The organism is Microbacterium sp. (assembly GCF_035554235.1).
In the GTDB taxonomy this organism is placed as follows: domain Bacteria; phylum Actinomycetota; class Actinomycetes; order Actinomycetales; family Microbacteriaceae; genus Microbacterium.
Map to the genome: position 1 here is coordinate 1 of NZ_DATMIO010000144.1, position 22,854 is coordinate 22,854.

At 68.6% G+C, this 22,854-nt stretch carries 21 protein-coding genes; 2 read left to right on the forward strand and 19 right to left on the reverse strand.

Going from position 1 to position 22,854, the window contains the following annotated elements; translation table 11 throughout:
* From VNT50_RS07545 to VNT50_RS07570, 6 genes are all read right to left on the reverse strand, one after another.
* On the reverse strand, positions 1-865 hold an 865-nt coding region (locus tag VNT50_RS07545; RefSeq protein ID WP_325484495.1), incomplete at its 3' end, for a glycosyltransferase.
* Positions 866-895: 30 nt separating this feature from the next.
* Positions 896-1,795, reverse strand: a complete 900-nt coding sequence (locus VNT50_RS07550; protein ID WP_325484496.1) for a glycosyltransferase family 2 protein — start codon at positions 1,793-1,795, stop codon at positions 896-898.
* A gap of 97 nt (positions 1,796-1,892) precedes the next feature.
* On the reverse strand, positions 1,893-2,546 hold the full coding sequence (locus tag VNT50_RS07555; protein WP_325484497.1) for a polysaccharide deacetylase family protein: 654 nt from the start codon (positions 2,544-2,546) through the stop codon (positions 1,893-1,895).
* Complete coding sequence (locus VNT50_RS07560) at positions 2,543-3,412, reverse strand: glycosyltransferase family 2 protein (protein ID WP_325484498.1); 870 nt, start codon at positions 3,410-3,412, stop codon at positions 2,543-2,545. The genes VNT50_RS07555 and VNT50_RS07560 overlap by 4 nt, the downstream gene beginning before the upstream one ends.
* 81 nt (positions 3,413-3,493) lie before the next feature.
* Positions 3,494-4,846, reverse strand: a complete 1,353-nt coding sequence (locus VNT50_RS07565; protein ID WP_325484499.1) for an O-antigen ligase family protein — start codon at positions 4,844-4,846, stop codon at positions 3,494-3,496.
* Positions 4,847-4,851: 5 nt separating this feature from the next.
* On the reverse strand, positions 4,852-5,607 hold the full coding sequence (locus VNT50_RS07570; RefSeq protein ID WP_325484500.1) for a YveK family protein: 756 nt from the start codon (positions 5,605-5,607) through the stop codon (positions 4,852-4,854).
* A gap of 174 nt (positions 5,608-5,781) precedes the next feature.
* On the opposite strand from VNT50_RS07570, the gene VNT50_RS07575 reads away from it, so the two are divergent.
* Together VNT50_RS07575 and VNT50_RS07580 are read left to right on the forward strand one after the other, a co-directional pair.
* On the forward strand, positions 5,782-6,429 hold the full coding sequence (locus tag VNT50_RS07575; protein ID WP_325484501.1) for a hypothetical protein: 648 nt from the start codon (positions 5,782-5,784) through the stop codon (positions 6,427-6,429).
* Between the two features lie 27 nt (positions 6,430-6,456).
* Positions 6,457-7,326 carry a hypothetical protein gene (locus VNT50_RS07580; protein WP_325484502.1) on the forward strand — a complete coding sequence of 290 codons (870 nt, stop codon included), beginning with the start codon at positions 6,457-6,459 and terminating at the stop codon, positions 7,324-7,326.
* Between the two features lie 33 nt (positions 7,327-7,359).
* Here the strand turns inward: VNT50_RS07580 and VNT50_RS07585 are convergent, their stop codons facing one another.
* The 13 genes from VNT50_RS07585 to VNT50_RS07645 form a co-directional block, all read right to left on the reverse strand.
* Complete coding sequence (locus tag VNT50_RS07585) at positions 7,360-7,617, reverse strand: acyl carrier protein (protein WP_325484503.1); 258 nt, start codon at positions 7,615-7,617, stop codon at positions 7,360-7,362.
* 16 nt (positions 7,618-7,633) lie between these two features.
* Positions 7,634-8,863 carry a pyridoxal-dependent decarboxylase, exosortase A system-associated gene (locus tag VNT50_RS07590; RefSeq protein ID WP_325484504.1) on the reverse strand — a complete coding sequence of 410 codons (1,230 nt, stop codon included), beginning with the start codon at positions 8,861-8,863 and terminating at the stop codon, positions 7,634-7,636.
* Entirely contained in the window at positions 8,860-10,431 is a 1,572-nt protein-coding gene (locus tag VNT50_RS07595) for an acyl-CoA ligase (AMP-forming), exosortase A system-associated (protein WP_325484505.1), read from the reverse strand. The genes VNT50_RS07590 and VNT50_RS07595 overlap by 4 nt, the downstream gene beginning before the upstream one ends.
* Positions 10,432-10,451: 20 nt before the next feature.
* A complete protein-coding gene (locus VNT50_RS07600) occupies positions 10,452-11,690 on the reverse strand; it encodes a rhamnosyltransferase WsaF family glycosyltransferase (protein WP_325484506.1) in 1,239 nt (412 codons plus the stop codon).
* Positions 11,687-12,838, reverse strand: coding sequence for a glycosyltransferase family 2 protein (locus VNT50_RS07605; RefSeq protein ID WP_325484507.1), 1,152 nt, complete (start codon positions 12,836-12,838; stop codon positions 11,687-11,689). The genes VNT50_RS07600 and VNT50_RS07605 overlap by 4 nt, the downstream gene beginning before the upstream one ends.
* The gene (locus VNT50_RS07610; protein ID WP_325484508.1) at positions 12,835-14,277 is read right to left on the reverse strand and encodes a lipopolysaccharide biosynthesis protein; all 1,443 of its coding nucleotides are present in this window, start codon (positions 14,275-14,277) and stop codon (positions 12,835-12,837) included. Before VNT50_RS07610 ends, VNT50_RS07605 begins: the two co-directional genes overlap by 4 nt.
* Positions 14,270-15,508 (reverse strand): glycosyltransferase family 4 protein, encoded by a 1,239-nt coding sequence (locus VNT50_RS07615; RefSeq protein ID WP_325484509.1) that lies wholly within the window; start codon positions 15,506-15,508, stop codon positions 14,270-14,272. Before VNT50_RS07615 ends, VNT50_RS07610 begins: the two co-directional genes overlap by 8 nt.
* 2 nt (positions 15,509-15,510) lie before the next feature.
* Positions 15,511-16,629, reverse strand: a complete 1,119-nt coding sequence (locus VNT50_RS07620) for a DegT/DnrJ/EryC1/StrS family aminotransferase (protein WP_325484515.1) — start codon at positions 16,627-16,629, stop codon at positions 15,511-15,513.
* A gap of 2 nt (positions 16,630-16,631) precedes the next feature.
* Positions 16,632-17,258 (reverse strand): NeuD/PglB/VioB family sugar acetyltransferase, encoded by a 627-nt coding sequence (locus VNT50_RS07625; RefSeq protein ID WP_325484510.1) that lies wholly within the window; start codon positions 17,256-17,258, stop codon positions 16,632-16,634.
* Positions 17,255-18,400, reverse strand: a complete 1,146-nt coding sequence (locus VNT50_RS07630) for a DegT/DnrJ/EryC1/StrS family aminotransferase (protein ID WP_325484511.1) — start codon at positions 18,398-18,400, stop codon at positions 17,255-17,257. Before VNT50_RS07630 ends, VNT50_RS07625 begins: the two co-directional genes overlap by 4 nt.
* Entirely contained in the window at positions 18,397-19,392 is a 996-nt protein-coding gene (locus VNT50_RS07635; protein ID WP_325484512.1) for an NAD-dependent epimerase/dehydratase family protein, read from the reverse strand. Before VNT50_RS07635 ends, VNT50_RS07630 begins: the two co-directional genes overlap by 4 nt.
* Positions 19,379-20,455 carry a Gfo/Idh/MocA family protein gene (locus VNT50_RS07640; RefSeq protein WP_325484513.1) on the reverse strand — a complete coding sequence of 359 codons (1,077 nt, stop codon included), beginning with the start codon at positions 20,453-20,455 and terminating at the stop codon, positions 19,379-19,381. The genes VNT50_RS07635 and VNT50_RS07640 overlap by 14 nt, the downstream gene beginning before the upstream one ends.
* Positions 20,456-20,524: 69 nt before the next feature.
* Positions 20,525-22,854 (reverse strand): DUF4082 domain-containing protein (locus VNT50_RS07645; RefSeq protein WP_325484514.1); only part of this gene is annotated, 2,330 nt, incomplete at its 5' end.

Below are 22,854 nucleotides of genomic sequence, written 5' to 3' on the forward strand. Positions count from 1 at the left end.
CGTCGACGTCGGCGCGCGGGATGATCCCGTGGAAGACCACCTTCGACTCGAGGCCGAGCTCCCGCACGAGCTCCTCGCACGCCTCTCGGTCGTTGCCGTCGCCGACCACGTCGAGCACGACGTCGAGGTCCGGCACCGACCCCAGCGCGCGAAGGGCGTCGCGGAGTCCCTTCGTGCGGATGATGCGACCCACGAAGAGCAGACGCACCGGCCCCGTGCGACCGGAACGGTCGACGGGCGGGTGAATCTCGTGCACGGCGGTCTCGCTCATGAGCTCGAACCGCTTGAGCGTGAGGCCGGCGAGGAAATCCTGCACGTACGGCGCGACACCGACCACGCAGTCCGCCGACTCGTACGTGCGCCGCAGCAGCGGGTCGCGGCGGATGCGCCAGCCGTCGAGGGAGCGCATCCTCTGGTACCACGGGGTCGCGCCCTCCTCCGCGACGAACGCCGCCGGCGACTCCAGGCTTCCCCCCACCGGACCGATGACGAAGGGGATGCCGAGGGCAGCGGCGGGCGACGCGTACCGCATCGCCACGGGAACGCTCTGGTGTGCCACGTCGAAGCGCTCGCCGGCTGCCAGGCGACCTTTGATCCAGCGCCGCGCCCGGAGGTAGAACGGAACGTACCCGGGCTGCAGGAGGCTGTTGAGGCGCTCGAACCGGCCCACGAGGGGCGGCTCGGGCCACTCGATCACGCGAGCGCCCTCGAGCTGCTGGGACGGCGGTGTGTGGCCGGCCTTGTACGTGGTCAGCAGGGTGAGATCGAATCTCCGCGCGGCGAGTTGTGCCCACTGGAATGCGACCCAGGACTCCCCGGTGTCCTCGCCGTCGCACGCCGGCGCCACCATCAGAACCTTCCGCATGGGATCCCCTCTCCCCTCAGCCGACGCGGTCTAACGCGGGAGCAGCGAGTCGCTGGCGCCGAGCGCCGCCGGTCGCCGGGACGGCCGCAGCAGGGCGCGCATCGTCGACCACGACTTGTCATGTCCCAGCACGGCGCGCCGCAGCTCTACGAGCACCGTCATCCCGAAGTAGATCGACGCGCGGAACGTGCCGGCGCGGCGTCGGTAGAGGCGCACGCGGTTCAGGATCTTCATGGTGTGGGTCGTCGCGCTTTCGCCCGATCCGCCCCCGACGTGCATCGCTCCCGCGGCCGGCGTGTAGACGGTGGGCAGGCCGGCATCCTTCGCACGGAGGCTGAAGTCGGTCTCTTCCGAATAGAGGAAGTACGACTCGTCCATGCCACCGAGCGAGGCGTACAGCTCACCGTCGACCAGGAGGATCGCACCGACCGCCCACTCCACCTCGTGCTCGGTGTCATACTCGCGCGCGTCCTCGATGCGCTCGGTGAAGGCCGGGAGGCCGGTGAAGCTCAGGCCGCCCACACGACCCATCGTCGGCCCTCGCCGCAACGTCGGAGAGAGGCTGCCGTCCTCCTCGCGGACCCGCGGTGCCACGACGGCGGCGCCGGTGCGGCGGAGCACTTCGAGCATGGTCGGCACGGCACCAGGATCGAGCGTCGAGTCCGGGTTCAGGATGAGCACGGTCGAGTGCGCGGGTGACTCTCGCACCGCGCGGTTCATGCCGCCCGCATACCCGACGTTGGTGGAACGCACGACGAGGCAGTCAGACCGCGCGTCGAGCAGGGCGAGCGTCCCGTCGGACGAGCCGTTGTCGACGACCACCACGGAATACGACAGATCGCCCATCGATGCGGGAAGGCTGTCGAGCAGTTCGGCGATGTGCCTCTCGCTGTTGTAGGTCACGACGACAGCGGCGACATCGTTCGGCACGGAGTTCATCGTACGGCACCCCCGTTCGCGTGCAGAGAATGGCCTCGCGCGGAGAGCGCGGCGCTCTCGCCGGAGCGCGAGGCGCTCGCCCGGCGGCTCAACGGAGCCTCTTGACGACGCTCGCGAGCACGTTGCGCGCGTCGCCGAGGCCGATGGTGTGATCCATGATCCGCCGCACCGACTCGACGGTGTCGCCCGCCGTGACGCTGTACCGCGCCTGCAGCCACGATTCGGACCGCGCCGGAAACCTGTCGCTCGAATACACCGTCGTGTAGCCGCGCTTCTTCAGGTTGCCGAGCAGTGGTCGGTCGTAGCGTCCCAGCGGAAAGGCCGCGGTGTCGATCTCGCCGTCGCTCGCCGCCGCGAGAGTGGTGCGCGCCTCGTCGAGTTCCCGCCGGACCTCGCCCGCGCTCATGCGGCGCCAGGGCACGTGAGCCCACCCGTGGCTGCCGATCCGCATGCCCGCGGCGCGCAGCGACCGGAGGTCGGCGGGATTCAGGCTCGCGGGGTCGTCCAGGCGACCGGCGAGCGCGAAGAACTCGGCATCCAACCCGCGCGTCCGAAGGGCCGGAAGTGCCACCTCGACGTCGGACCGATTGCCGTCGTCGAAGCTCAGTCGCACCCTCGGTCGTTCCCGCGCGGCGTCGAGGATGCCCAGGAAGACGTCCTCCGAAACCCAGTAGGCCGCCTCACCCGGTTCGCGCTCGTTGGTGCAGACACCGATCCCGTGGAAGCAGATATTGATGTTCACGAGGCGTCTCCTCCGCCATCCGTCGCGGCGATCCTGCGCGTGCTCTCGTCGCGGCCCCACTGCGCCGCGCGCGTGCGCGAGCGGCGGGCCTGCAGGGCTGCCCACACGGTGATCGCCAGGTAGGGCACCGCCGGGAAGACGAGCCGCGGGTGCGGCACAACGACGTCGCGGAGCCACGCCCAGCGATCGGCCCGCCGCACGTTCACCTCGATCTCGCCGGTTCCACCCGCGGCACGCATCTCGGCGTTTCCCCGCCGCACGCGGACGAGCCGGCGAACCAGGTCGCGCGTCGTGTAGGGCGCCTCGACCACGACGGCCACATCGCTCGCCTCGCCCTTCTCGGCGTCGGAGAACTGCGAGTCGAGGAAGAGGTCGTCGGCGACCACGTGGGGAAAGCGGCCGAAACGCGCGCGGCCGTCGGCCGAGACGGCGATCATGCCCCGACCGAAAAGGCCGTTCGTATATGCGGGCAGGCGCTCGTTGATCGCGTAGAACCCGCGCACCGGCCACGCGCGATCGCGCAGGTCGAGGCGTCGCGCGGGCACGGCGACGAGCGTTTCCGGGCCGAGGCGACGAAGCACGGCCTCGAGCCCGCCGGGAGGCACGATGATGTCGGCATCGAGGTAGATGCGGGGAAAGCCCTCGGCCGCATCGTCGCCCGCGTTGAGTGCGGCGGCCTTTCCCGGCTCCGGCCGATCGAGCACTGTGACCGCGTACCGGCGCGCGATCTCGACGGTCTTGTCGACGCACCCGTTGGCGCTCACGACGATGTGGACGGGCTCCGATGTCGTCTGCCCGAGGAGCGCGTCGAGGCACGCGCCGATGACGGCCTCCTCGTTGTGCGCCGCTATCACAACACTTGACATCTCGCCCCCACGAGTTTCCGCATGCGGTCATCCTGATCCGCATGATCTCCCCGATCACACGTTACCGGAGCAACCGCGGCCTCAGAACGGCGTGGTGATGAACGACGGACGCTCGCCCGCCGCATCCCGCAGGCTCAGCCGGCTGAACGCGCCGACGAGACCGAGCACGAGGAACAGAGTCCCCATGGTCATGGGAAAGGCGAAGGCGTCGAAGAAGGCCAGGCTGACGAAACCGGCCGCCACCGAGGCGACCAGGGAGACGGAAAGATCAGACGTGCGGGGGTCTTCGACCACCTGGTAGACGCGCATCAGCTGCGACATGGCGACGATCCCGATGGCGACGAGCGCCAACGCGCCGACGACGCCGATGGTGACCAGCATCCCTAGGTACTGATTGTCGAAGATGCGGTACTTGGGCAGGAACGTGCCGAGGCCGCGCCCGAACAGGGGATGCTCGGCGATGAACGCCCACGCGAAACTGAAGCTGTCGGTGCGCGACGCGATGCTCGGGTCTTCCTCGACACCGACGAAGAGGTTCGTGATCGACGTGATGAGCCGCGGCAGCGCAATCGACGCCACGGCGAAGCCGACGGCGACGATGGTGATCAGGATGCGGCGCTGCTTCGAGGTCCAGGCCACCATGCAGATCACCACGCCGAGCACGGCGCCGAGATAGGCCGACCGAGATGACGAGATCGCGATGACGCCGGCGATCGCGACGGCCGGGAACCACCGCAGCACGGGAGGGCGTTCCCGGTAGTGAAGACCAACGTGCAGCGCCAGCGGAAGCAGGATGCACAGCAGGGTGCCGTACTCGATCGGATGGATCGCCGTGCCCGCCGGTCGCACTAGTCCGTTGCGGTTATAGAGCGTCGCGTCGGCGATGGATGTCAGCCCTGGGATGGAGATGAGATCGACGATCGCCTGCCGGGTCGCGAACTGAGCGATCCCGAGGAGCGCCAGCAGCCCGCCGCAGAAGACGAACCGCCAGAGGACGGTGCCCAGCTTCCGCGAGCTCGTGATTCCGTCGTGGGAGAGCAGCATGATGCCCGCCCACGACGTGAGCGAGAGGATCGCGACATCGGCCGGGCTGATCTCGTCGGAGCTGATCGGCTGCGACATGGCGAGCACGTAGGACACGCCGACAGAGAAGGCGAATGCACCGAGCGCCCAGCGCAGGGGTCGCGCCGTCGGGGGCATGACGCGCCCGAACCCGACGAGGAGCAGCACGACCCATAGCCCGAAGCTCACGAGGCCCAGGAGCATGGAGATGGAACCGGCACTCCCGAGCGGCCCGACGACGAGGCGGGACGGAACGGCGAACAGCACGACGATGTACACCGTGAGGCACGCGGTGACGAAATCGCCCCGGGCGCCGTCGGGCGAGAGAGGCTCGACCCGCGCGACGCTGGAGTCGGTACTCGCCCACGCCACCGGCGTCACCCGGACGTCGAACGACGCGCGGGCGCCGCGGGCATGGGATCCGCGGGAAAGACCCTCCGCGCGATCTGCGGCGCCTCGGTCGTGGGGAAGTCATCCGAGAGGTCGAAATCGTTCCCACCCCGGCGACCACGGCCACGGCCACGGCGGACCGTGCGCGCCATGATGCCGTCGAGGACGTAGGCGGCGAGCACCGTCACCACGAGACCCGCCCCCGCGGCGAGGATGAGCAGACGGACCAGGTCTCCGTAGTCGGCCTCGGCCAGAGTATCCATCGTCAGTGGCTTGGAGTTCACGATCGCCTCGGCGGGCACGCCGATCTCGTCCTGGAGGCTCTGCAGACTGGTGGCGACGGAGCCGGCGACATAATCGAGGGTTGCGATCGTCCCCTTCGGTGACGAATCGGTGACGTCGATCGAGATGATAGGTCCCCGGGTGGACTCTTCCATTTCGACCGACACCTCGGCGTCCGGGTGCAGTTTCGCGATGCGCTCTTGGGCGGCATTGCTGGAGAACGACGCGACGACCACACGGGCGGGCAGGTCAAGTCCGCTGAGACTCAGCAAGGGGTTCTCGCCGGCCGGGGTCTCGACGTTCGGGTCGAGGGGCGGGAGCAGGAGCACGAGCCCCCGCGCGGTGTAGTTCGGGGGGCTGATGTTGATCACCCCATACCCGAGGGCGGCCGTCATCAGGAGGCCCACGAGCACGATGTACCAGCGACGCCCGAGCGCGCTCATCACACCCTTGAACGTCATGTTTCCCCCGAGCCTGTTGACGACGGTCCAGGCTATCAGCCGCCGCACCCGGATCGCTGGGAGGTTGGTGCGAGGGCGGGCATCACCCTCATGGAATGCTCAGCCCCTGCGAGTATTCTCTGGCGGGAGGACGCGCCCGCTCCTTCGCCCGCTCATGATCAGCTTCGAGACACCGTGACGCTGCGAGATTTCTTCAGTGCCCTCATCCGGAGGTGGCCGATTGTTCTCATCGGTGCACTCTGCACGACCGTCCTCTGCGTCGTCGCGACCCGGGACGACGGCACCTACTGGTCGCGCTCCGAGGTCGTCTTCATGGCGCCTTCGAGCACCCTGTTCCCCAACTCGTTGAAGACCCGCTCCGAAGACCTCATCATCACCGCGGGCATCGTGGGGAAGCTCGTCGTCGGGCCGGATCGTCCCCTGAAGTTCGCCTCGCCGCAGGTCGACCTCATCGGTATCCCGGGCGGCGGCAGCTATTGGCTCCGCTTGCCCGATTCTGGGGGCCAGTGGGCTCCCAACTTCGGCGACCAGTTGCTGCTGCTCGATGTCGTCGGCGACACCGTCGAGGAGGCCGAGGCCACTCGAGCCGAGGTCGTGGATCGAGTGAGAACCGAACTCTACGACCTGCAGCGAGAGTACAACGTGGATCCCGTCAACGACATCACGATCACCATCGCACCGGAATCCGTCGTCGTTCATCACTTGACGGGGAGCACGATCCGCACCCTCGGCATGACGGGTCTACTCGGTGTCGCGGCGACCGTGGCCCTCGTCCTCGGGGTAGAGCTGCGATCGCGACGGCGGTCGTTCGTGAGCTTCTGACGGCCCAGCACCCGGTACCCTGGCCTCATGGGTGGACCGGCCGTCGCGTTGCAGCCGATTCGCGCGGAGGATGCCGGTGCCGTCGGTGCTTTTCTGAACCAGCACCTGAACGCCGGCGTGACGGCCGAGGCGTGGTCCGACGTGATCCGCCCGCCGTGGAAGTCGGATGCCCCGAACCATGGCTTCCAGCTCGTCGGCGAGGAAGGCATCGTGGGCGTCTACGCTGCCGTGTACTCGACGCGCGGCGTGGAGGGAGCGCCGGTGGCCGTGTGCAACCTCGCCGCCTTCTGCGTGCTCGAATCTCACCGTTCTCAGAGCCTGCGGCTCATCCGCGCCCTGCTCGGGCAGAAGGGGTTCGACTTCACCGACCTCTCACCCAGCGGCAACGTGGTCGCCATGAACGAGCGGCTCGGGTTCACGAGGCTCGACACCGCGACGAAGCTGGCGGTGAACCTTCCCGGGTCGTCGGGCCGGCGGACCACGGTCACATCCGACCCGGCGGCCCTGGAGACCACACTGCGTGGGCAGGATGCGGCGATCTACCGCGACCATCGCGACGCCGCCGCCGCGAACCACCTGCTCATCGAACGGGGCGGCGTGTATGCGTACCTCGTGTTCCGCAAGGATCGCCGCAAGCGCGTACCTGTCTTCGCGACACCCCTCTATGCGGGCGGCGATCATGCGCTGCTGGAGGCCTCCTGGGCGGGCGTGGCGTCGCACCTGCTCCTCCACCACGGGATGCTGGCGACCCTCGCCGAACGACGGGTGCTCGGCTTCACGCCGAAGGCTCCCGGTCGGGAGCTCAGGAACCCGCGACCGAAGATGTTCCGGGGCAGCCGGCTTGACCCCGCGACGGTGGACTACCTGTACAGCGAGCTCGTCCTCGTCCGCTGGTAAGCCGGCGGCCGCGCGGCGGCGAACGCCGCCGCGCTACGCGGCCGCGAGCTTGGAGTCGACGAATTCGGTCAGGCTGCCCAGGGTCTCGAACAGCTCCGCCCCGAACTCGTCGTCGTCGATCGTGATGTCGAAGCGCTCTTCGATCGCGGCGACGAGCTGAACCACACCGAACGAATCCAGCTCGGGCAGCGCACCGAACAGCGCCGTGTCTGTCTGAAGGTCTTCGGGAGACTGCTGAAGCTCGAGGGTTTCGATGAGGACGGCGCGGACGGAATCGACGGTATCGGGCATTGCTGGCTCCTGGATCTCAGACGAGGACTTCGGCGGGGGCGGGGTGGCCGAGGAAGGCGGTCGGGCTGGCCGTGAGGCCGTAGGCGCCCGCCTGGAAGATCACGATGAGGTCATCGATGTCGGCCGGCGGCAGCTCGACGTCGTCCCCCAGCAGGTCGAGCGGCGTGCACAGGCATCCTACGACGGTCACGCTGTCCTCCGTGGCCTGGTCGGCGCGGTTGCCGACCACGACGGGATAGTTGCGGCGGATCGCCTGACCGAAGTTGCCCGATGCGGCGAGCTGATGGTGCATGCCGCCGTCGACGACCAGGTAGGTCTTGCCGCGCGACACCTTGCGATCGAGCACCCGGGTGACATAGACGCCGCACTCCCCTACGAGGTAGCGGCCGAGCTCGATGACGACGCTGGCATCAGTCGGGAACCGCTCGGCGATGGGCCCGTCGACGAGCTCGTGCAGACTGCCCGCGACGGCGTCGAGATCCAGGGGCCGGTCGCGATCGACATACGGGATGCCGAAGCCGCCGCCCAGGTTGATGTACCTGAGCTCGGTCGGCAGCGCTTCGGCAAGGGAGCTCACGAGGTCGACGGTGCGCTGCTGCGCCTCGGCGATGATCTCGGCGTTGAGATTCTGCGAGCCCGCGAACACGTGGAAGCCCAGCATGTTGACGCCGGATGCCGCGTACTCGCGCAGCACGTCGGGCACGACCTCGGCGTCGATGCCGAACTGCTGCGGGCCGCCGCCCATCCGCATGCCCGATCCCTTGACGGCGAAGTCCGGATTGACTCGGATCGCGACGTTCGGGGTGATGCCCAGCTGGTCACCTGCCGCGATCACCCGGCCGAGCTCGGTGGTCGATTCGACCTCGACGATGATCCCCGCGGCGACGGCTTGCCGGATCTCGGCGGGCGCCTTTCCGGGGCCGGCGAAGCTGACCCGGTCCGCCGGCATCGTCGTGTCGAGCGCCGTGAGCATCTCGAGCCCCGAGGCGACGTCGATCCGGTCGACGCGACGCGCAAGGTGCTGCACGACCGCCGGCATCGGATTGGCCTTCATCGCGAAGCTCAGCTCGATCCTCGAGGGAAGCGCCGACCGCAACCTGTCGACCCGTGCATCCAGAAGGCCCCGATCGTAGGCGAAGAACGGTGTCGATCCGACGCGTGCCGAGAGCCTGCTCAGCGGCATCCCTCCGACGCGGAGCTCGCCGTCGACGGTGCCGAAGTCGGCGATGTGCTCGTGGGGTTTCATGCGGATACCTCGGCCTTGATCAGGTTGCGGTCGAATTTGCCGTTGGGTGAGCGCGGAAGCTCGTCTCGGATGTCGATGGAGGACGGCACCATGTAGAGGGGGAGTCGCTGTCTCAGCGCGGCCGTGATGGCGGCCTCGTCGACCTCGGCCTCCGTGACCGTCACGCTCAGGACGATCCGCTGGCCGAGGGCGGCGTCGTCGACGCCGATCGCCACGACATCCCCGACGAGGCCGGTGCTGTAGGCCGCCTCCTCGATCTCGGTCGGGCTCACCCGATACCCGGAGGTCTTGATCATGTCGTCCTTGCGGCCGACGAAATAGAGGAAGCCCTCGTCGTCCGCGACCACGGTGTCACCCGACCACACGGCGAGCTCGGGCGCGCGCCACTCCTGCCCGGGGTGGTCGACCGGCCGGTATCGTTCGGCGGTCCGTGCCGGGTCGTTCCAGTATCCGAGGGCGACGAGCGCACCCCGGTGCACGAGCTCTCCCTCTTCCCCCGGCGCGCAGCGCGTGCCGTCCGGCCGGAGCACGAGGATCTCGGCGTTCGGGATCGCCTTGCCGATCGAGTCGGGGCGACGATCGACCTCCGCAGGGTCGAGGTACGTGGAGCGGAATGCCTCGGTGAGGCCGTACATCAGGTACGGCTTCGCCTCGGAGAAGACACCTCGAAGGCGGTCGAGGGTCTTGCGCGGCATCCGCCCGCCCGTGTTAGCCCAGTACCGGAGGCGTCCGGCGACGGCCTCGGGCCAGTCGAGCTCGGCCACCTGCAGCCACAGCGGAGGCACGCACGTCAGGCCCGTCACGCCATACTGATCGCACAGCTTGGGTACCTCGCGGGCGAGCAGATAGTTCATGAGCACGCAGTGCGCGCCGACGGAGAACGCCGTCGTGACCTGGCTGAGCCCGGCGTCGAAGCTCAGCGGGAGCACGCTGAGGATGACGTCGTCGCTCGTGTTCTCGAGGTACGTGCTGACGCTCTCGGCCCCCACAATGAGGTTTCTGTGGCTGAGCACGACGCCCTTGGGCTTGCCGGTGCTGCCTGATGTATAGAGGATGGCGGCGGGATCGATGTCGACCGCCGCGGGCTCCGGCAGGGCGTCCCCGGGGAGGTCGGTCGACGCCCACTCGTGCAGCCGAACGCCGGAGGCCTCGGTCTCGGTCTTGAGCAAGCCGACGACGATGACGTCGTCGATCTCGGTCTCGGGAAGCAGCGAGGCGAGCTGACCCAGCCGATCGGCCGAGGTGATGAGGACGCGCGCGCCGCTGTCGGCGAGGATGTGGCCGACCTGCACGGGCTTGAGCACGTGATTGATCGGCACGAACACACCGCCCGCCGCCGACGCCGCGAAGATCGAGACGACTGTCTCGAACCTCTTCTCGAGGTAGATCGCCACCCGATCGCCGCGTTCGAGGCCAAGCGTGCGCAGCTGCGCCGCCGCCGCACCGACGCGTTCCCACGCCTCGCCATAGGAGATCGTCTCGTTGCGGTAGCTCAGCGCCGGCGCGTCGGGCCTGACCGCTGCCGTGTGGCTGAGCAGATGATGGGCGTTCGTCCGCGTGCGTGTCACAGCGTCGTCCGTTCTCGGGGTCACGATCCGTACACCTCGTCCTCGATGATCCGGACGAGATCGGCCTGCGCCTTCGTCCATCCGAACTGCCGCACGGATGCCGATGCGGCCCCGGCCTCCTCGTCCCGATTCTGGCGCGTCACAACCTCACTGAGGGCAGCGGCGATGCCGTGCGGGGTCGGACGCGCCCAGGCGACGTGGTCATTGGCCAGGTCTGCGCGGGAGTGAACCGAGTCGTTCACGACGGGGACGACCCCCGCGGCGAGCATTTCCTCGGCGACGAGGGAGATGTTCGTGAACGACATGGCGAGGCCGGCGATGCTGCGGTTGTAGAGCTCGTTGAGTTCGGTGGGTGTGAGCCGGCCATGCTGGGTGGCCGGGAACGGCAGGCCTTTCACCTCCGAGCCGTAGAGATGGATGTCGACATCGGGGTGCATGCGATGGAACTCGGCGAGCGCGAGCCTCGCGAGCCAGAACCCTCGCCGCGGAACGTCGGGCCGGGCGTAGAGCACGACGCCCGTGCGCGCGCGGTCATGAAGGAGCCGATAGACCGATGTGTCACACCCGAACTCGGTGACATCGGCGGGAGCGTCCGCTTCGATGCGCAGGGCTCTCGCCACCATCTCGCCGAGGGCGATGTTGCGCAGCCCGAAGCGATAGGTGTCCTCGGCGAGCGAGTACATCGAGCCCCGGGCGTAGAAGTACGGCTCGAAGTCCTGGATGAAGTACAGGCGGCGCATCGGCGAGGTGCCGCGGCGAGCCAGGATGTGCGCGGTCTCCCACCCGGAGGCCACGCACGCGTCGACATCCGCGATGCCGTCCTTGGCATCACGGATGCTCGCCCGCATGTTCGGCCACCACGCACGGATCTCGTCTTCGCGAGCAAGCACGTCGCCGCCGTAGCGGTCGTAGAGGAACAGCACGCACTCGTGCCCGGCCGCTTCGACGGCCTCGACCATGCGGAAGAGGGTCGTGTGCCCACCCGACCCGGCGCGCGGGGGAACCGTCACCCAGCCGATGCGGGCGGGCGTGCCGCGGACGAGATGGCTCGCGGGGAGCGCCAGGTCGAGCTGCGCGGAGTCCGCGATGTCGCCGTCGAGCAGTGGCTCATCAAGGGAACCGGCATCCAGTCTGGAGTAGGCGACGCGCGCGAGACGCTGCGCGAATGCCCGCGGCCCCTCCTGCCGGAGGATCCTCGCACCCTTCACGATGCCGGTCTTCAGGCGCTTCGCGCGGTTGCCCAGAGCAGAAGCCTTCATCGTGAGTACCCCTCGTCGCCCGCGGCGGCCGACCGAATCGTCAGCGGTTCGTACACGCCCGTCGCGCTCCAGCGCCGATCGCGGACGCGCTGACGCATGCGGCGACGGAGCCGCGGGAAGATGCCTGTCGCTGCGATGACGAACGACGGCAGCCCGCGATCCGATCGCGTCCTTCTTTCGAGGCGCCTCCGCAGGGCCGTCTCCCCAATGGTCGCATCGGTCTCGTCCGCGAAGCGCAGGAGCTTGTCGACGTCGCCGGACGAGCGCCCGCGATCGAGGTCTCGGCTGGCATGGGCGAGCGCCTCCAGTGCGATCGCCCGGTGCGCCCGTGCGCGGAGCTCATCGGCACCCTCGTAGTCCGCACCGAGTCCGTCGAAGAGCACGTCGAAGGCGTCGCGCACCTCGGTGAGGATCAGAAGCGGGTGCTCCGCCTTCGTCGAGAGGCTGTCTGCGTGATCGCGGTGCCAGGCCTGGTCGGCGCCGACGATGTAGGCGATGTCGGAGTGTGCGGCGATCCGAAGCCACATCTCCATATCGTGCGTATGCGCCAGCGGTCGCTGCCCACCGACGACATCGATCACGCTGCGACGCATCAGCACCTCGGGCGACGTGATCACGTTGGACCCGTCGACGCATCGAGCCTGCAGCCAGTCCCGCCCCGACCACACCGTCCATGACCTCGCGACGATCCGGGGAGCGGGAAGAGCGTCGCCCTCGAAGTGAATCGGATGCCCGTAGACGAGACCGACACCCGGGAGACGCTGCATCACCGCCGCAGCGCGTCGCAGTGAGCCCGGGGTCAGCATGTCGTCCGCATCGAGCCGCACGAGGAACTCGCCACGAGCATCGGCAAGACCGCGGTTGAACGTCTCGACCGCACCCCGATTGCGCTCGTTCTTCACGACGCGCACGCGCGGGTCGGCCGCCGCGAGCCGTTCGGCAACGCTGACGCTCTCGTCGGTGGACGCATCGTCGACCACGATGACGTCGACGGTGACGCCCTCCTGGGTGAGAACGCTATCGACTGCCTGCGGGAGGAACCGCGCGTAGTTGAAGCACGGGATCACGACGGTGACCGTCGCGCCCTCGCGGCCGTCGTGGGGCTCGTAGCGGACCGCCGACGAACGACCACGCCGTCGATCGTTCATTCGATCACCTCCCCGGCTGTTCCGCGATCGGCCCGCAGCCCGCGAAGGTGCTTGCGCCCCCAGGGAAACATCACGGCGACGTAGACCAGAACGGAGCCGAATCCGCCGACGAGAAGCGCGAACACGGGGTTGGAGATGAGCATATTGGCTGCGACGGCGACGGCCACCGCGGGGATGGTGCCCACGGTCGGCCACCACGCGGCCTCGAAGATCTCGCGGACGTGCACCCCCGCGAGTGTGAGCACGACCGTGTACGCGGGGAGTATCACCACGACCGCGACCACCACGTGGACCCACGCGGCCCCGATGATCCCGTACGCGCGCGTGGCGAAGATCATGCCGACGACGATCGCGACCAGCCAGATGATCTGAACCCACAGCACAGGCCGTGAGCGTCCCCGCGCGTAGAGATATCCGGCGAAGATGTCGAAGACCACGCGGAGACTTCCATAGAGTCCGAGTGCCGCCAGCACCGGCGCCGCGGGCAGCCACTTCTCCCCATAGACCACCTCGATCAGCGGGGCGCTCAGGGCGGCGAGAACGGCACCGGCAGGAAGCGCGCCCGCCCACGCGATGGCCGTCAGCGCCGCAAGGCCGTCGCTGCCGGCGCCTTTGCGCGAGAAGTACGGCAGGGAAATGGAGCGGACGACCTGTCCGAGCGCGCTCATCGGCCAGCTCGAGATGTTGAAAGCGAGCACGTAGTAGCCCAGCGCGGTCGCACCGGCGACTCGCACCAGGACGATGTTGTCGACGTTGAGCAACGCCCACGACAGGAGGTTCGCTGCGGCGATGGGGAGCCCGAACGCGAGAACAGGCCCCACCTGCTTTCGGTCGATGCCGAACCGAGGCACGATTCGCGCAAGGAAGAACTGGAGCACCGTCGACACGAGCTGGGCGGAGACACGGCCGATCGCCAGGCCGAGGACGCCGAACCCGAGCGCGACGAGGGTCAGCGTCACAGTGGTGGAGACGACGAAGTCCACGACGCCGACGATGAACAGCTCCCGCTGCTGGAATCGACGCTGCAGCATCCCGAACGGCACGACGGTCATCCCGGCCAGGAGGAGGGTGAACGCGAGCACCGAGATCGCGGGTGCGGCATCGGGGCTTCCCAGCAGATCGGCCAGGGCGGTGCTCGTCGAAACGGTGATGACGGTCATCACGGTGCCGGTGATGAGCCCCAGCGTTGCGACGGTCGGCGCGACCTTCTCGGGGTCATCGGAGCGGATGATGTCTGCCGAAAGCCCCAGGTCGGCGACCGTCATCAAGATCGCCTGCACGGTGAGCGCGACCGCGTAGATGCCGAACTCCTCGGGAGTCAGGATGCGCGCCAGCACGATCCCCACGACCAGTCCCCCGAGCCGCAGGATGATGGTGCTCAGACCGCTCCAGGCGGCGCCGCGCGCCGCCCGGGCATTCAGTGATGTCGACTCAGTCATTTCGACGCACCAGTGCCCTGTACGAGCGACGCAGCCCCGGCGCCGCGACCGCAAGCCGGAACCTCGCATAGCGCCCATACGAGCGCGCAAGGGATCCCGCGCGCTGGGCCCACCCGCGATCGACGTCCACCTCGTCGAGGTAGATCGATTCCAGTTGGCGGGTGGCGGCGTCGAGCGAGTACCTCTCGACCACGAGCGAGCGCCCGAACCGGCCTAGCTCCCGGCGCAGCCCGGGGTCTGCGGCCAGCTCGCGCACGAGGTCGTCGAACGCCGGGCCACCGGATGGACCGATGCCGAAATAGCCCTGGAGGAAGAACCTGTCGACGCTCGCCGGCGAGAGCAGCTGCCAGAAGCCTTCCCGGCCCTGGACGATGAGCGGCTTCCCGTGCGCCATCGCCCTCAGGGCGGAGCCGCCCATCCCGAAGACCACGTCCGCGGCGTCGTAGATCCCGCGGGGATCGGCCACGTTGCCTTCCATCCGAACCGTGACCACGCCGCCCGCATTCGCCCGCTCGGCGGCCGCGCGCACGACATCCGCCTCGTCGCCATCACCGGCGACGAGGACGATCACGGGCACCGCGAGCGGGAGCGCCGTGAGCCGGTCGATCGCATCGGCGATGCCCCGGGCCTTGTGATGCTCTGCCGACAGCCGGCCGACGACCGAGACCACGAACGCGTCCAGCTCGATTCCGAGCGCCGCACGCGCCGAGGCAGTGTCGCCCGGCTGATCGTGATCGGTGTCGATGGGCGGCTCCATGAGATGGACACCGCCGATCCGGCCTTCGAGGGGGGCCGCCAGTTCACCCGTCCCGACGAGGAGCGGAATGTGCTCCGGAATGTAGTCGGGCACCGACATCGACATCACCGTGACCACACCGCGATAGGGGCGCACCGCGCCCGCGATGGCCGCCGAGATCGTGGGTGGGGACTCGTACGTGTGCACGATGTCAGGCCTGAATCGACGCATCTCCTTGACGAACGCGCGCACGGTGGCGGTATCGTGTTCGCCGCGCCGCGGCGGGGCCGGGCGATAGGGCAGCCCCAGCGCCGCGATACGGGCGACGAGCGGGCCGCGGGGTGCGAACACCTCCACGTCGTGCCCCAGCCCCTGCAGACGGGAGGCGAGATCGATCGCGTTAATCTGGCTGCCACCGGTCACCAGCTCGTGCGGGCAGACCATGATGCGGAGTCGGCGCGGTGGCGCGCCCGAGCCCGCGCGGCGATCGTCCACTCCTATCCTTCGACCCGCACCGGGAGCGCGGCCGTGATCGCCTCCACGACGGCGACCTGCTGCTCTTCGGTCAGGTGCGGGAACATCGGAAGCGAGAGGATGCTCTCGGCCGCGGATTCTGCGACGGGGAACTGTCCCGCGCGATATCCGAGATGCGCGTACGCCTCGGTGAGATGCACCGCGGTGGGATAGTGGATGCCGACGCCGATGCCCGCCGCTCCGAGTTCGGCCATCATCCGGTCGCGCTCCTCGAGGCGAACGACGTAGAGGTGCCAGACGTCCTCGTTGCCGGGGCGCACCTGCGGCGGACGCACGCCGGGGACGTCGGCCAGCAGCTGCGCGTACCGGTCTGCGGCGGCGCGGCGGGCGGCGTTCCAGCCGTCGAGGCGGCGCAGCTTCGCACGCAGCACCGTCGCTTGGATCGCGTCGAGACGAGCGTTCATGCCCGCGTGACTGTGCACGTACTTCACGGAGCTGCCATGGGCGGCGAGGGTGCGGATGAGCGCCGCGACATCGGGGTCATCCGTCATCACGGCACCGGCGTCGCCGGCCGCGCCGAGGTTCTTGCCCGGATAGAAGCTCGTCGCGGCGACGCGCGAAAGCCCGCCCGCCCGGCCGGCCGTCGATGTGGCTCCCTGCGACTGCGCGGCGTCCTCGATCACGACCAGGTCGTGGGCGGCGGCGATCTCGGTGATGCGCTCCGTGGGTGCGGTCTGCCCGAACAGGTGCACGGGCACGATCGCGCGCGTGCGTTCGGTGATGGCGGCCTCGATGGCCTCGGGGTCGATGAGCAGGTACGCGTCGTCAACGTCGACGAAGACCGGAATCGCCCCGATCCGCGACGCCGCTTCTGCGGTCGCTATGAACGTGTTGGCCGGCATGATGATCTCATCGCCGGGTCCCACGCCGACGGCGCGGTAAGCGAGCTCGAGCGCATCCGTGCCGTTGGAGACGCCCACGACGTGGGAGACCCCGATGTAGTCGGCGTACTCGCGCTCGAATGCGTCGACCTCTGGTCCGCCGATGAAACCGGCCGATGCGAGCTGGGTCTCCCAGACCGGAAGAACCTCATCGGCTACTTCGGCCTGCTGGGCGGCCAGATCCAGGAACGGAACCTTCATGCTCACGTGCTCACTCCCAATAGTCGTGCGGGCACACCGGCCCATGTCTCCCCGGCGGGGATGTCGGTGAGAACTGCGGAGCCCATGCCGACGACGGCATGTTCTCCCACGCGCAGCCCCTGACGAATGCTGGCATTCATGCCGATGTAGGCACCCACCTCGACGTGAACCCCGCCCCCCAACGACACACCGGCCGCGAGCGTTGCGAAATCGGCGAGCACGTCGTCATGCGTGACCGTGGTGTTGGGCATGATGACGACGTGAGACCCGATCGCGGCGTCTGCCGTCACGACGACGCCGTCGAGGAGGATGCTGCCGGCACCGATCGTGACCGTCTTTCCGATGCGCGCCGAGCGCGCGACGTAGGTGGCATACCGATCATGCGCGACGCCGACCTTCGCGAGCCGCCGTACGATGTTGCGACGACCGGCACTCGGTCCGACGCAGACGAGCAGCGATTCCCGTCTGCGCACGGCGTCGGAGACCGGGCCGGTGATGGGGACGCCGTCTACTTCCGTTCCATGACGCTCGACATCGTCGTCCAGGATGCCGACCACGCCGGTGATGCCCGCGGCCAGTACTTCGCGAGCCAGCCCACTCGCCCCCACGAGCAGCAGTCCCTCGGTCACGGCGAGACGCCGCCGGATGCGCGGAGCACGTCGATGACGCGCTGCTGATCGCCGTCGGACAGCGCGTGGAAGACGGGCAGGATCAGCGTGTTGTCGGTGAGCCGCTCGGTGACCGGCAAACCGCGTTCGGGTGTGAGGTCGCGATACGGAGGCTGCCGATGGGCGGCCATGATGCCCCGGCGCGCGGAGATGTCGGCGAGGGCGAGCGCCTCGAGCAGGCCTTCGCGATCGGTCGGGTACGAGGGCAGCACCTCCACCCAGAACGACTGGAAGTTGCTGGTGCCGTGCTCGGGGTCGCGGACCGCGCGGAGCCCCTCGATGCCGTCGATCGCCGCCCGATAGGTGGCGGCGATCTCGCGTCGACGCGCCACGATCTCGGGGAGGCGCCCGAGCTGGACGATGCCGACCGCGGCCTGAAGGTCGGTCATCCGGTAGTTGAACCCGACTTCGCTGTACTCCTCGGCCGGCGGCAGCACCGACCGGTGGCGGTCCGCGGCGGAGACGCTCATCGCGTGCTCGCGCAGGTGCTTGGCTCGCGCCGCCCAGTCCTCGCGGGTCGTGGTGAGCATGCCGCCCTCGCCGGTCGTCAGGAGCTTGCGCGGGTGGAACGACCAGGCGGCGATCTCGGCACTCGCACCGACTGGCCGCCCGCGGTACGTGGAGCCGGCGCCGCACGCGGCATCCTCCACCACCACGATGCCGAGCGGGTCGGTCACGGAGCGGATGTCGCCGAGGTCGACGGGCACGCCGCCCTGATCGACAGCGATGACGGCCTTCGTGGCCGGCGTGAGCGCCGCGGAGACCGTTGCGCTCGTCAGGTTGCCGGTCTCGAGGTCGACATCCGCGAAGACGGGGTTCGCGCCGACGTACCGCACGGCGTTCGTCGTCGCGACGAACGAGAACGACGGGATGATGACGTCGTCTCCGGGGCCGACGCCCGTGACGATGAGCGCCAGGTGAAGCGCGGTGGTGCAGCTCGTCGTCGCAACGGCGAAGGGCGCCTCGACGAAGGCGGCGAACTCCTTCTCGAATCGCGCCACGCGCGGGCCCTGTGCGACCCAGCCGGAGGCGATGGCCTGGGCGACGGCATCTGCCTCTTCCCGACCCAGCCAGGGCACCATCACATTGATGCGCTCGCTCATGACGCGGCGACCGTCCGGCCTGCGGCGATCTCGTCGCGCTGCGGCAGCCACCACTCGACAAGCTCCCGCAGGCCGTCTTCCAGACCGATCGTCGGCTCGAAGCCGAGGTCGCGCTTGGCCGCGCGCGTGTCGGCGAGCCGGCGAACGACGCCGTTGACGGCGCGCTCGGGGCCGTGTTCGACGCTCAGGTCGGAATCCATCGCCCGCAGCAGGGCCTGAGCGAGTTCGAGGAGGCTCGTCTCGGTGCCACTCGCGATGTTGTAGACACCCTCGACGATGTCGCTCTCGGCGGCCAGCACGTTGGCGCGGGCGATGTCGGGCACGCACACGAAGTCCATCGTCTGCTGGCCGTCGCCGAAGATGAGCGGCGGCTTGCCGTCGACGATGCGCTCCATCCAGCGGACGAGCACCTCGGTATACAGGCCGTGCACGTCCATCCGGGGCCCATAGACGTTGAAGTAGCGCAGGATGACGTAGTCGAGGCCCTGCATCGCGCGGAAGCTGCGGATGAGCCCCTCGTTGAACGACTTCGCCGCACCGTAGAGGGTGTCGTTGTTGTGGTGGTGATGGCGCTCGTCGGTCGGGAACGCCTCTGCCATGCCGTACACCGAGGCGCTCGATGCGGCGATGAGCTTCTTGACCTTGTGCTTCGCCGCCGATTCGACCACGTTGAACGTGCCGTCAACGAGCACCTCGAGGGCGAGCCGGGGCTCTTCCGCGCACTGCGTGATGCGGATCGCCGCCTGGTGGAAGACGACATCCTTCCCTGCGGTGAGCTCATCGACGAGCTTGGCGTCGCGGATGTCGCCATCGATCAGGCTCACCCGTCCGGAGGCCAGGGCCGGTTCGAGGTTGGCGAGGCGGCCGCGGACCAGGTTGTCGAGCACATCGACGTGTGCCGCGCCGGCGTCGAGCAGCTGGTCGACGAGCGTCGACCCGATCGTGCCCGCGCCACCCGTGACGAGGATATTGGCGTTCTCAAGCTTTGACATCTTCTACCTCTGCGTTGGTTTCGGTCACATCGATTCGGATGGGCGCGCCAAGGTTCTGAAGGCTGCCGGCAGCGGCCTCGAGCACCGACAGCACGCGCAGTCCGGAGCCACCGCTCGTCCGGGGTTCGCGGTGCTCGCGGATGGCGGCGGCGAACTCGACGGCGACGCCGGCGAGCGCCTCGCGCTCGGGAAGGGCGGGCGACCACGTGTCACCGAGGCGATAGGAGATGTTCGCTGCGCGCGGGTCGGCGGCCGTGTCTTTGGATTGCAGCGAAAGATCGACGCCTCGGTCGTACACGCTCAGCCGCTGCTGTGGGTTGAGGTCGTCCCACACGAGCGTGCGCTTCGTGCCACCGATGACCATCTGCCGGATCTTGGTGGGGCTCAGCCAGTTCACGTGCACATGCGCGATCGCTCCACCCGCCAGCGGCATGGCGAGATATCCGATGCAGGACTTTCCCGTGCCGAGGGGATCGGCGCCGTGCGCGGCGACGGTCTCGGGATTCAGCCCACCGGGAAGGATGAAGTCCATGATCGACAGATCGTGCGGCGCGAGGTCCCAGAACACGTCGACGTCGGGCTGAATGAGGCCCAGGTTGATGCGCACGCTGTCGACGAACAGGATGTCGCCCAGGAACCCATCGGCGATCAGTTCGCGGATCTTGAGCACGGCGGGCGTGTAGCAGTAGGTATGGTCGGCCATGAGCACGAGGCCGCGCGCCCGAGCCTCGGCGACCATCTCGGCCCCGCGTTCGCGCTCGTCCGCGAGCGGCTTCTCGACGATGACGTGCTTGCCCGCCTTGAGGGCCGCGAGGACGATCGGGTGGTGGGTGCGAGCCGGAGTCGCGACCGCCACCGCATCGATCGACGGGTCGGCCAGCACGTCGTCGAGACTGGTCGAGACGGGAACGCCGCCGACGCTGTCAGCGACGCGCTGCGCACGCTCCGCGTCGAGGTCGCAGATCACAGCCAGATGCCAGTCCGGGCTCGCCCGGAAGTTGCGCGCGAGGTTCGGCCCCCAATAGCCCGCGCCGATCACCGCCACACTCAGTCGTGTTGACACGCTGAAGTCACTCTCCTTCTCAGCCGCGCCCCCGCACGGCCTAGATGTCTGATGCTACGACGAACCGGGTCAGTTGTCGGGATCGAATGTCACGTCGATCCAGTACTTGTTCGTCGAGGTCGTGCTGGGATAGTTGCGGGAGTACGTGGACGCCCCACCCGTTGCGATCGTCGACAGCGGGCCGGACGTGACCACGGAGGCCAGCCCACCCGTCGTGACAGGGTAGCGGTTGGACGTACTGTACATGCCGACGCGATACTCGGCACCCACCGTCAGGCGGACGGGTGTCGCGAGGATGGCCGTCTGCCAACCGGATGCCGTCTCGTTGACGAAGGTCACCTGTGCGAGCCGCGTTCCGTTCGAGCTCCACAGATAGCCCGTGTGCGTTCCCGTGTTGGACGTGCCCTTGTAGAAGCGGATGTGCGTCACGACACCGGCGGCCGAGGTCTTGAACCTCGTCGCCACCTGGATGTCGAGCACCGTCGTCGTGTTCGCGTTGGCCGGCGTCGCAGTCGTGCCGAAGAGGTTCACCTGATCCTGCTTGGCCATCGTCGTGAACGACCACGTGCCATTCGTCACGGTGGTGCCGTTGGCCGTGACCGTGGCGGAGTAGGTCTTGGCCCAGTCCAGCGCTGCGGTCGGTGTGAAGGTGACGACTCTCGTGGTCGCGTCGTAGCTCGACGTGCCGGGAACGGCCGTGCCGCCCAGGGTGAGCGCGATGGATGCCGTGACGCCGGTGTTCAGCGTGGAGGTGATCGAGACCGTTGCCGGGTTGACGTTCGTCGCGCCGGAAGCCGGGGTCCGCGCCGTCGACGTCGCCTTCGGCAGGGTGCTGAACGACCAGGTGCCCCCGCTGAGCGATGCCCCATTGGCGGTCGCGGTGACGGAGTAGGTCTTCGCCCACTCGAGCGCGGGGGTCGGGGTGAACGTCACGACACCCGTGGACGCGTCGAAGCTCGACGTTCCGGCGACGGCTGCGCCACCGGAGGTGACCGCCAGTGTCGCCGTGGAGGCATTGGTCAGCGTTGCCGTGATCTTCGCGGTCACGGGGTCGACATTCGTCGCCGAGGCGGCCGGCGTCGTGGCTGTCAGCGCCGGATTGGGCAGCGTCGTGAACGACCAGCTGCCTCCGGCGACCGACGCGCCGTCGGCGGTCGCGGTCACGGCGTACGTCTTAGCGCGCTGCAGCGCCGCCGTCGGCGTGAAGGCGACGACTCCCGTGGTCGCGTTGAAGCTCGAGGTCCCGGCCACCGCTGCACCCTCGGACGTGACAGCCAGAGATGCCGTCGACGCATTCGTCAGCGTCGCGGTGATGCTCGCGGTCACGGGGTCGACGTTCGATGCGTCGGCAGCAGGAGTCTTCGCGGTGATCGTGGGCGTCGGAGTCGGAGTCGGCGTCGGCGTCGGCGTCGGGGTGGGCGTCGGAGTAGGAGTCGGTGCCGGTGCCGGTGACTCACCGAACGTGATCTCCGCATCTACGAAGTACGCACTCGCGCGATAGGACGTCGTCGGGAAGCCGCCATCCGACCCGTACGCGAAGCGCCCGTTCTCGGTCGCCGGAGCGGTGATGAAACCGGAAACGCGTGCCTGGTCGAAGTACCCGCTCGTGTAGCCGTAGTGCCCCGACGGGGAGAAGTACGAGACCGTGTACGTCGTGCCTGGGACGACGGCGACCGGTTCGCTCAGCACGGCACGTTGCCAGCCCGACGCCGTCTCGTCGACGAAGTCGATGCGTGCGAGCACGTCGCCGGTCGGGCCCCAGAGGGTACCGCGATGACTGCCGACGTTCTCGGATCCCTTGAAGAAGCGGATCGCCGTGACGTTCCCCGGCTCTGATACGGCAAACGCCGTGCCCACCTCGATGGGGTTCCCGTCCGTGGCCGCTGCGACCGTGGGCTCGGTCGCACCGAACAGGTTCTGCACGGCGTCCGCGGTCCGGAACGACCACAACTCCAGCGCCGCTCCGTTGACCCTCACCGTCGCCGTGTATGCGGTCCCGAACGACAGGCCGGATGACGGGGTGAACGTGACGACTCCTGTCGCCGCGTCGAAGGCGGACGAGCCCGCGACAGCACCCCCGGGGCCTGCGAGCGCCACAGTCACCGACCGACCGTCGGCGTCGCCGCTGAGAGTCGCGGTCACCTTCGCCGATAGCGGGGCGGCGGCGAAATCTCGCGACGGGCTGACCGATTCGACCACCATCGGAGCGCTTTCGTCCGCAACGAACTCCACGTCCACGAAGTAGTTGGTGGACTGCCAGGACGAGGTCGGCATGACTCCGCCGGCACCGTACCTGTAGCGGCCGTTCTCCGGGGAGGCTGCGGTGAGTGGACCGCTGGTCACGCTCGAGGCGAACGCGCCCGAGGTGTAGGAGTACCGACCCTGCGGAGCGAGGTACG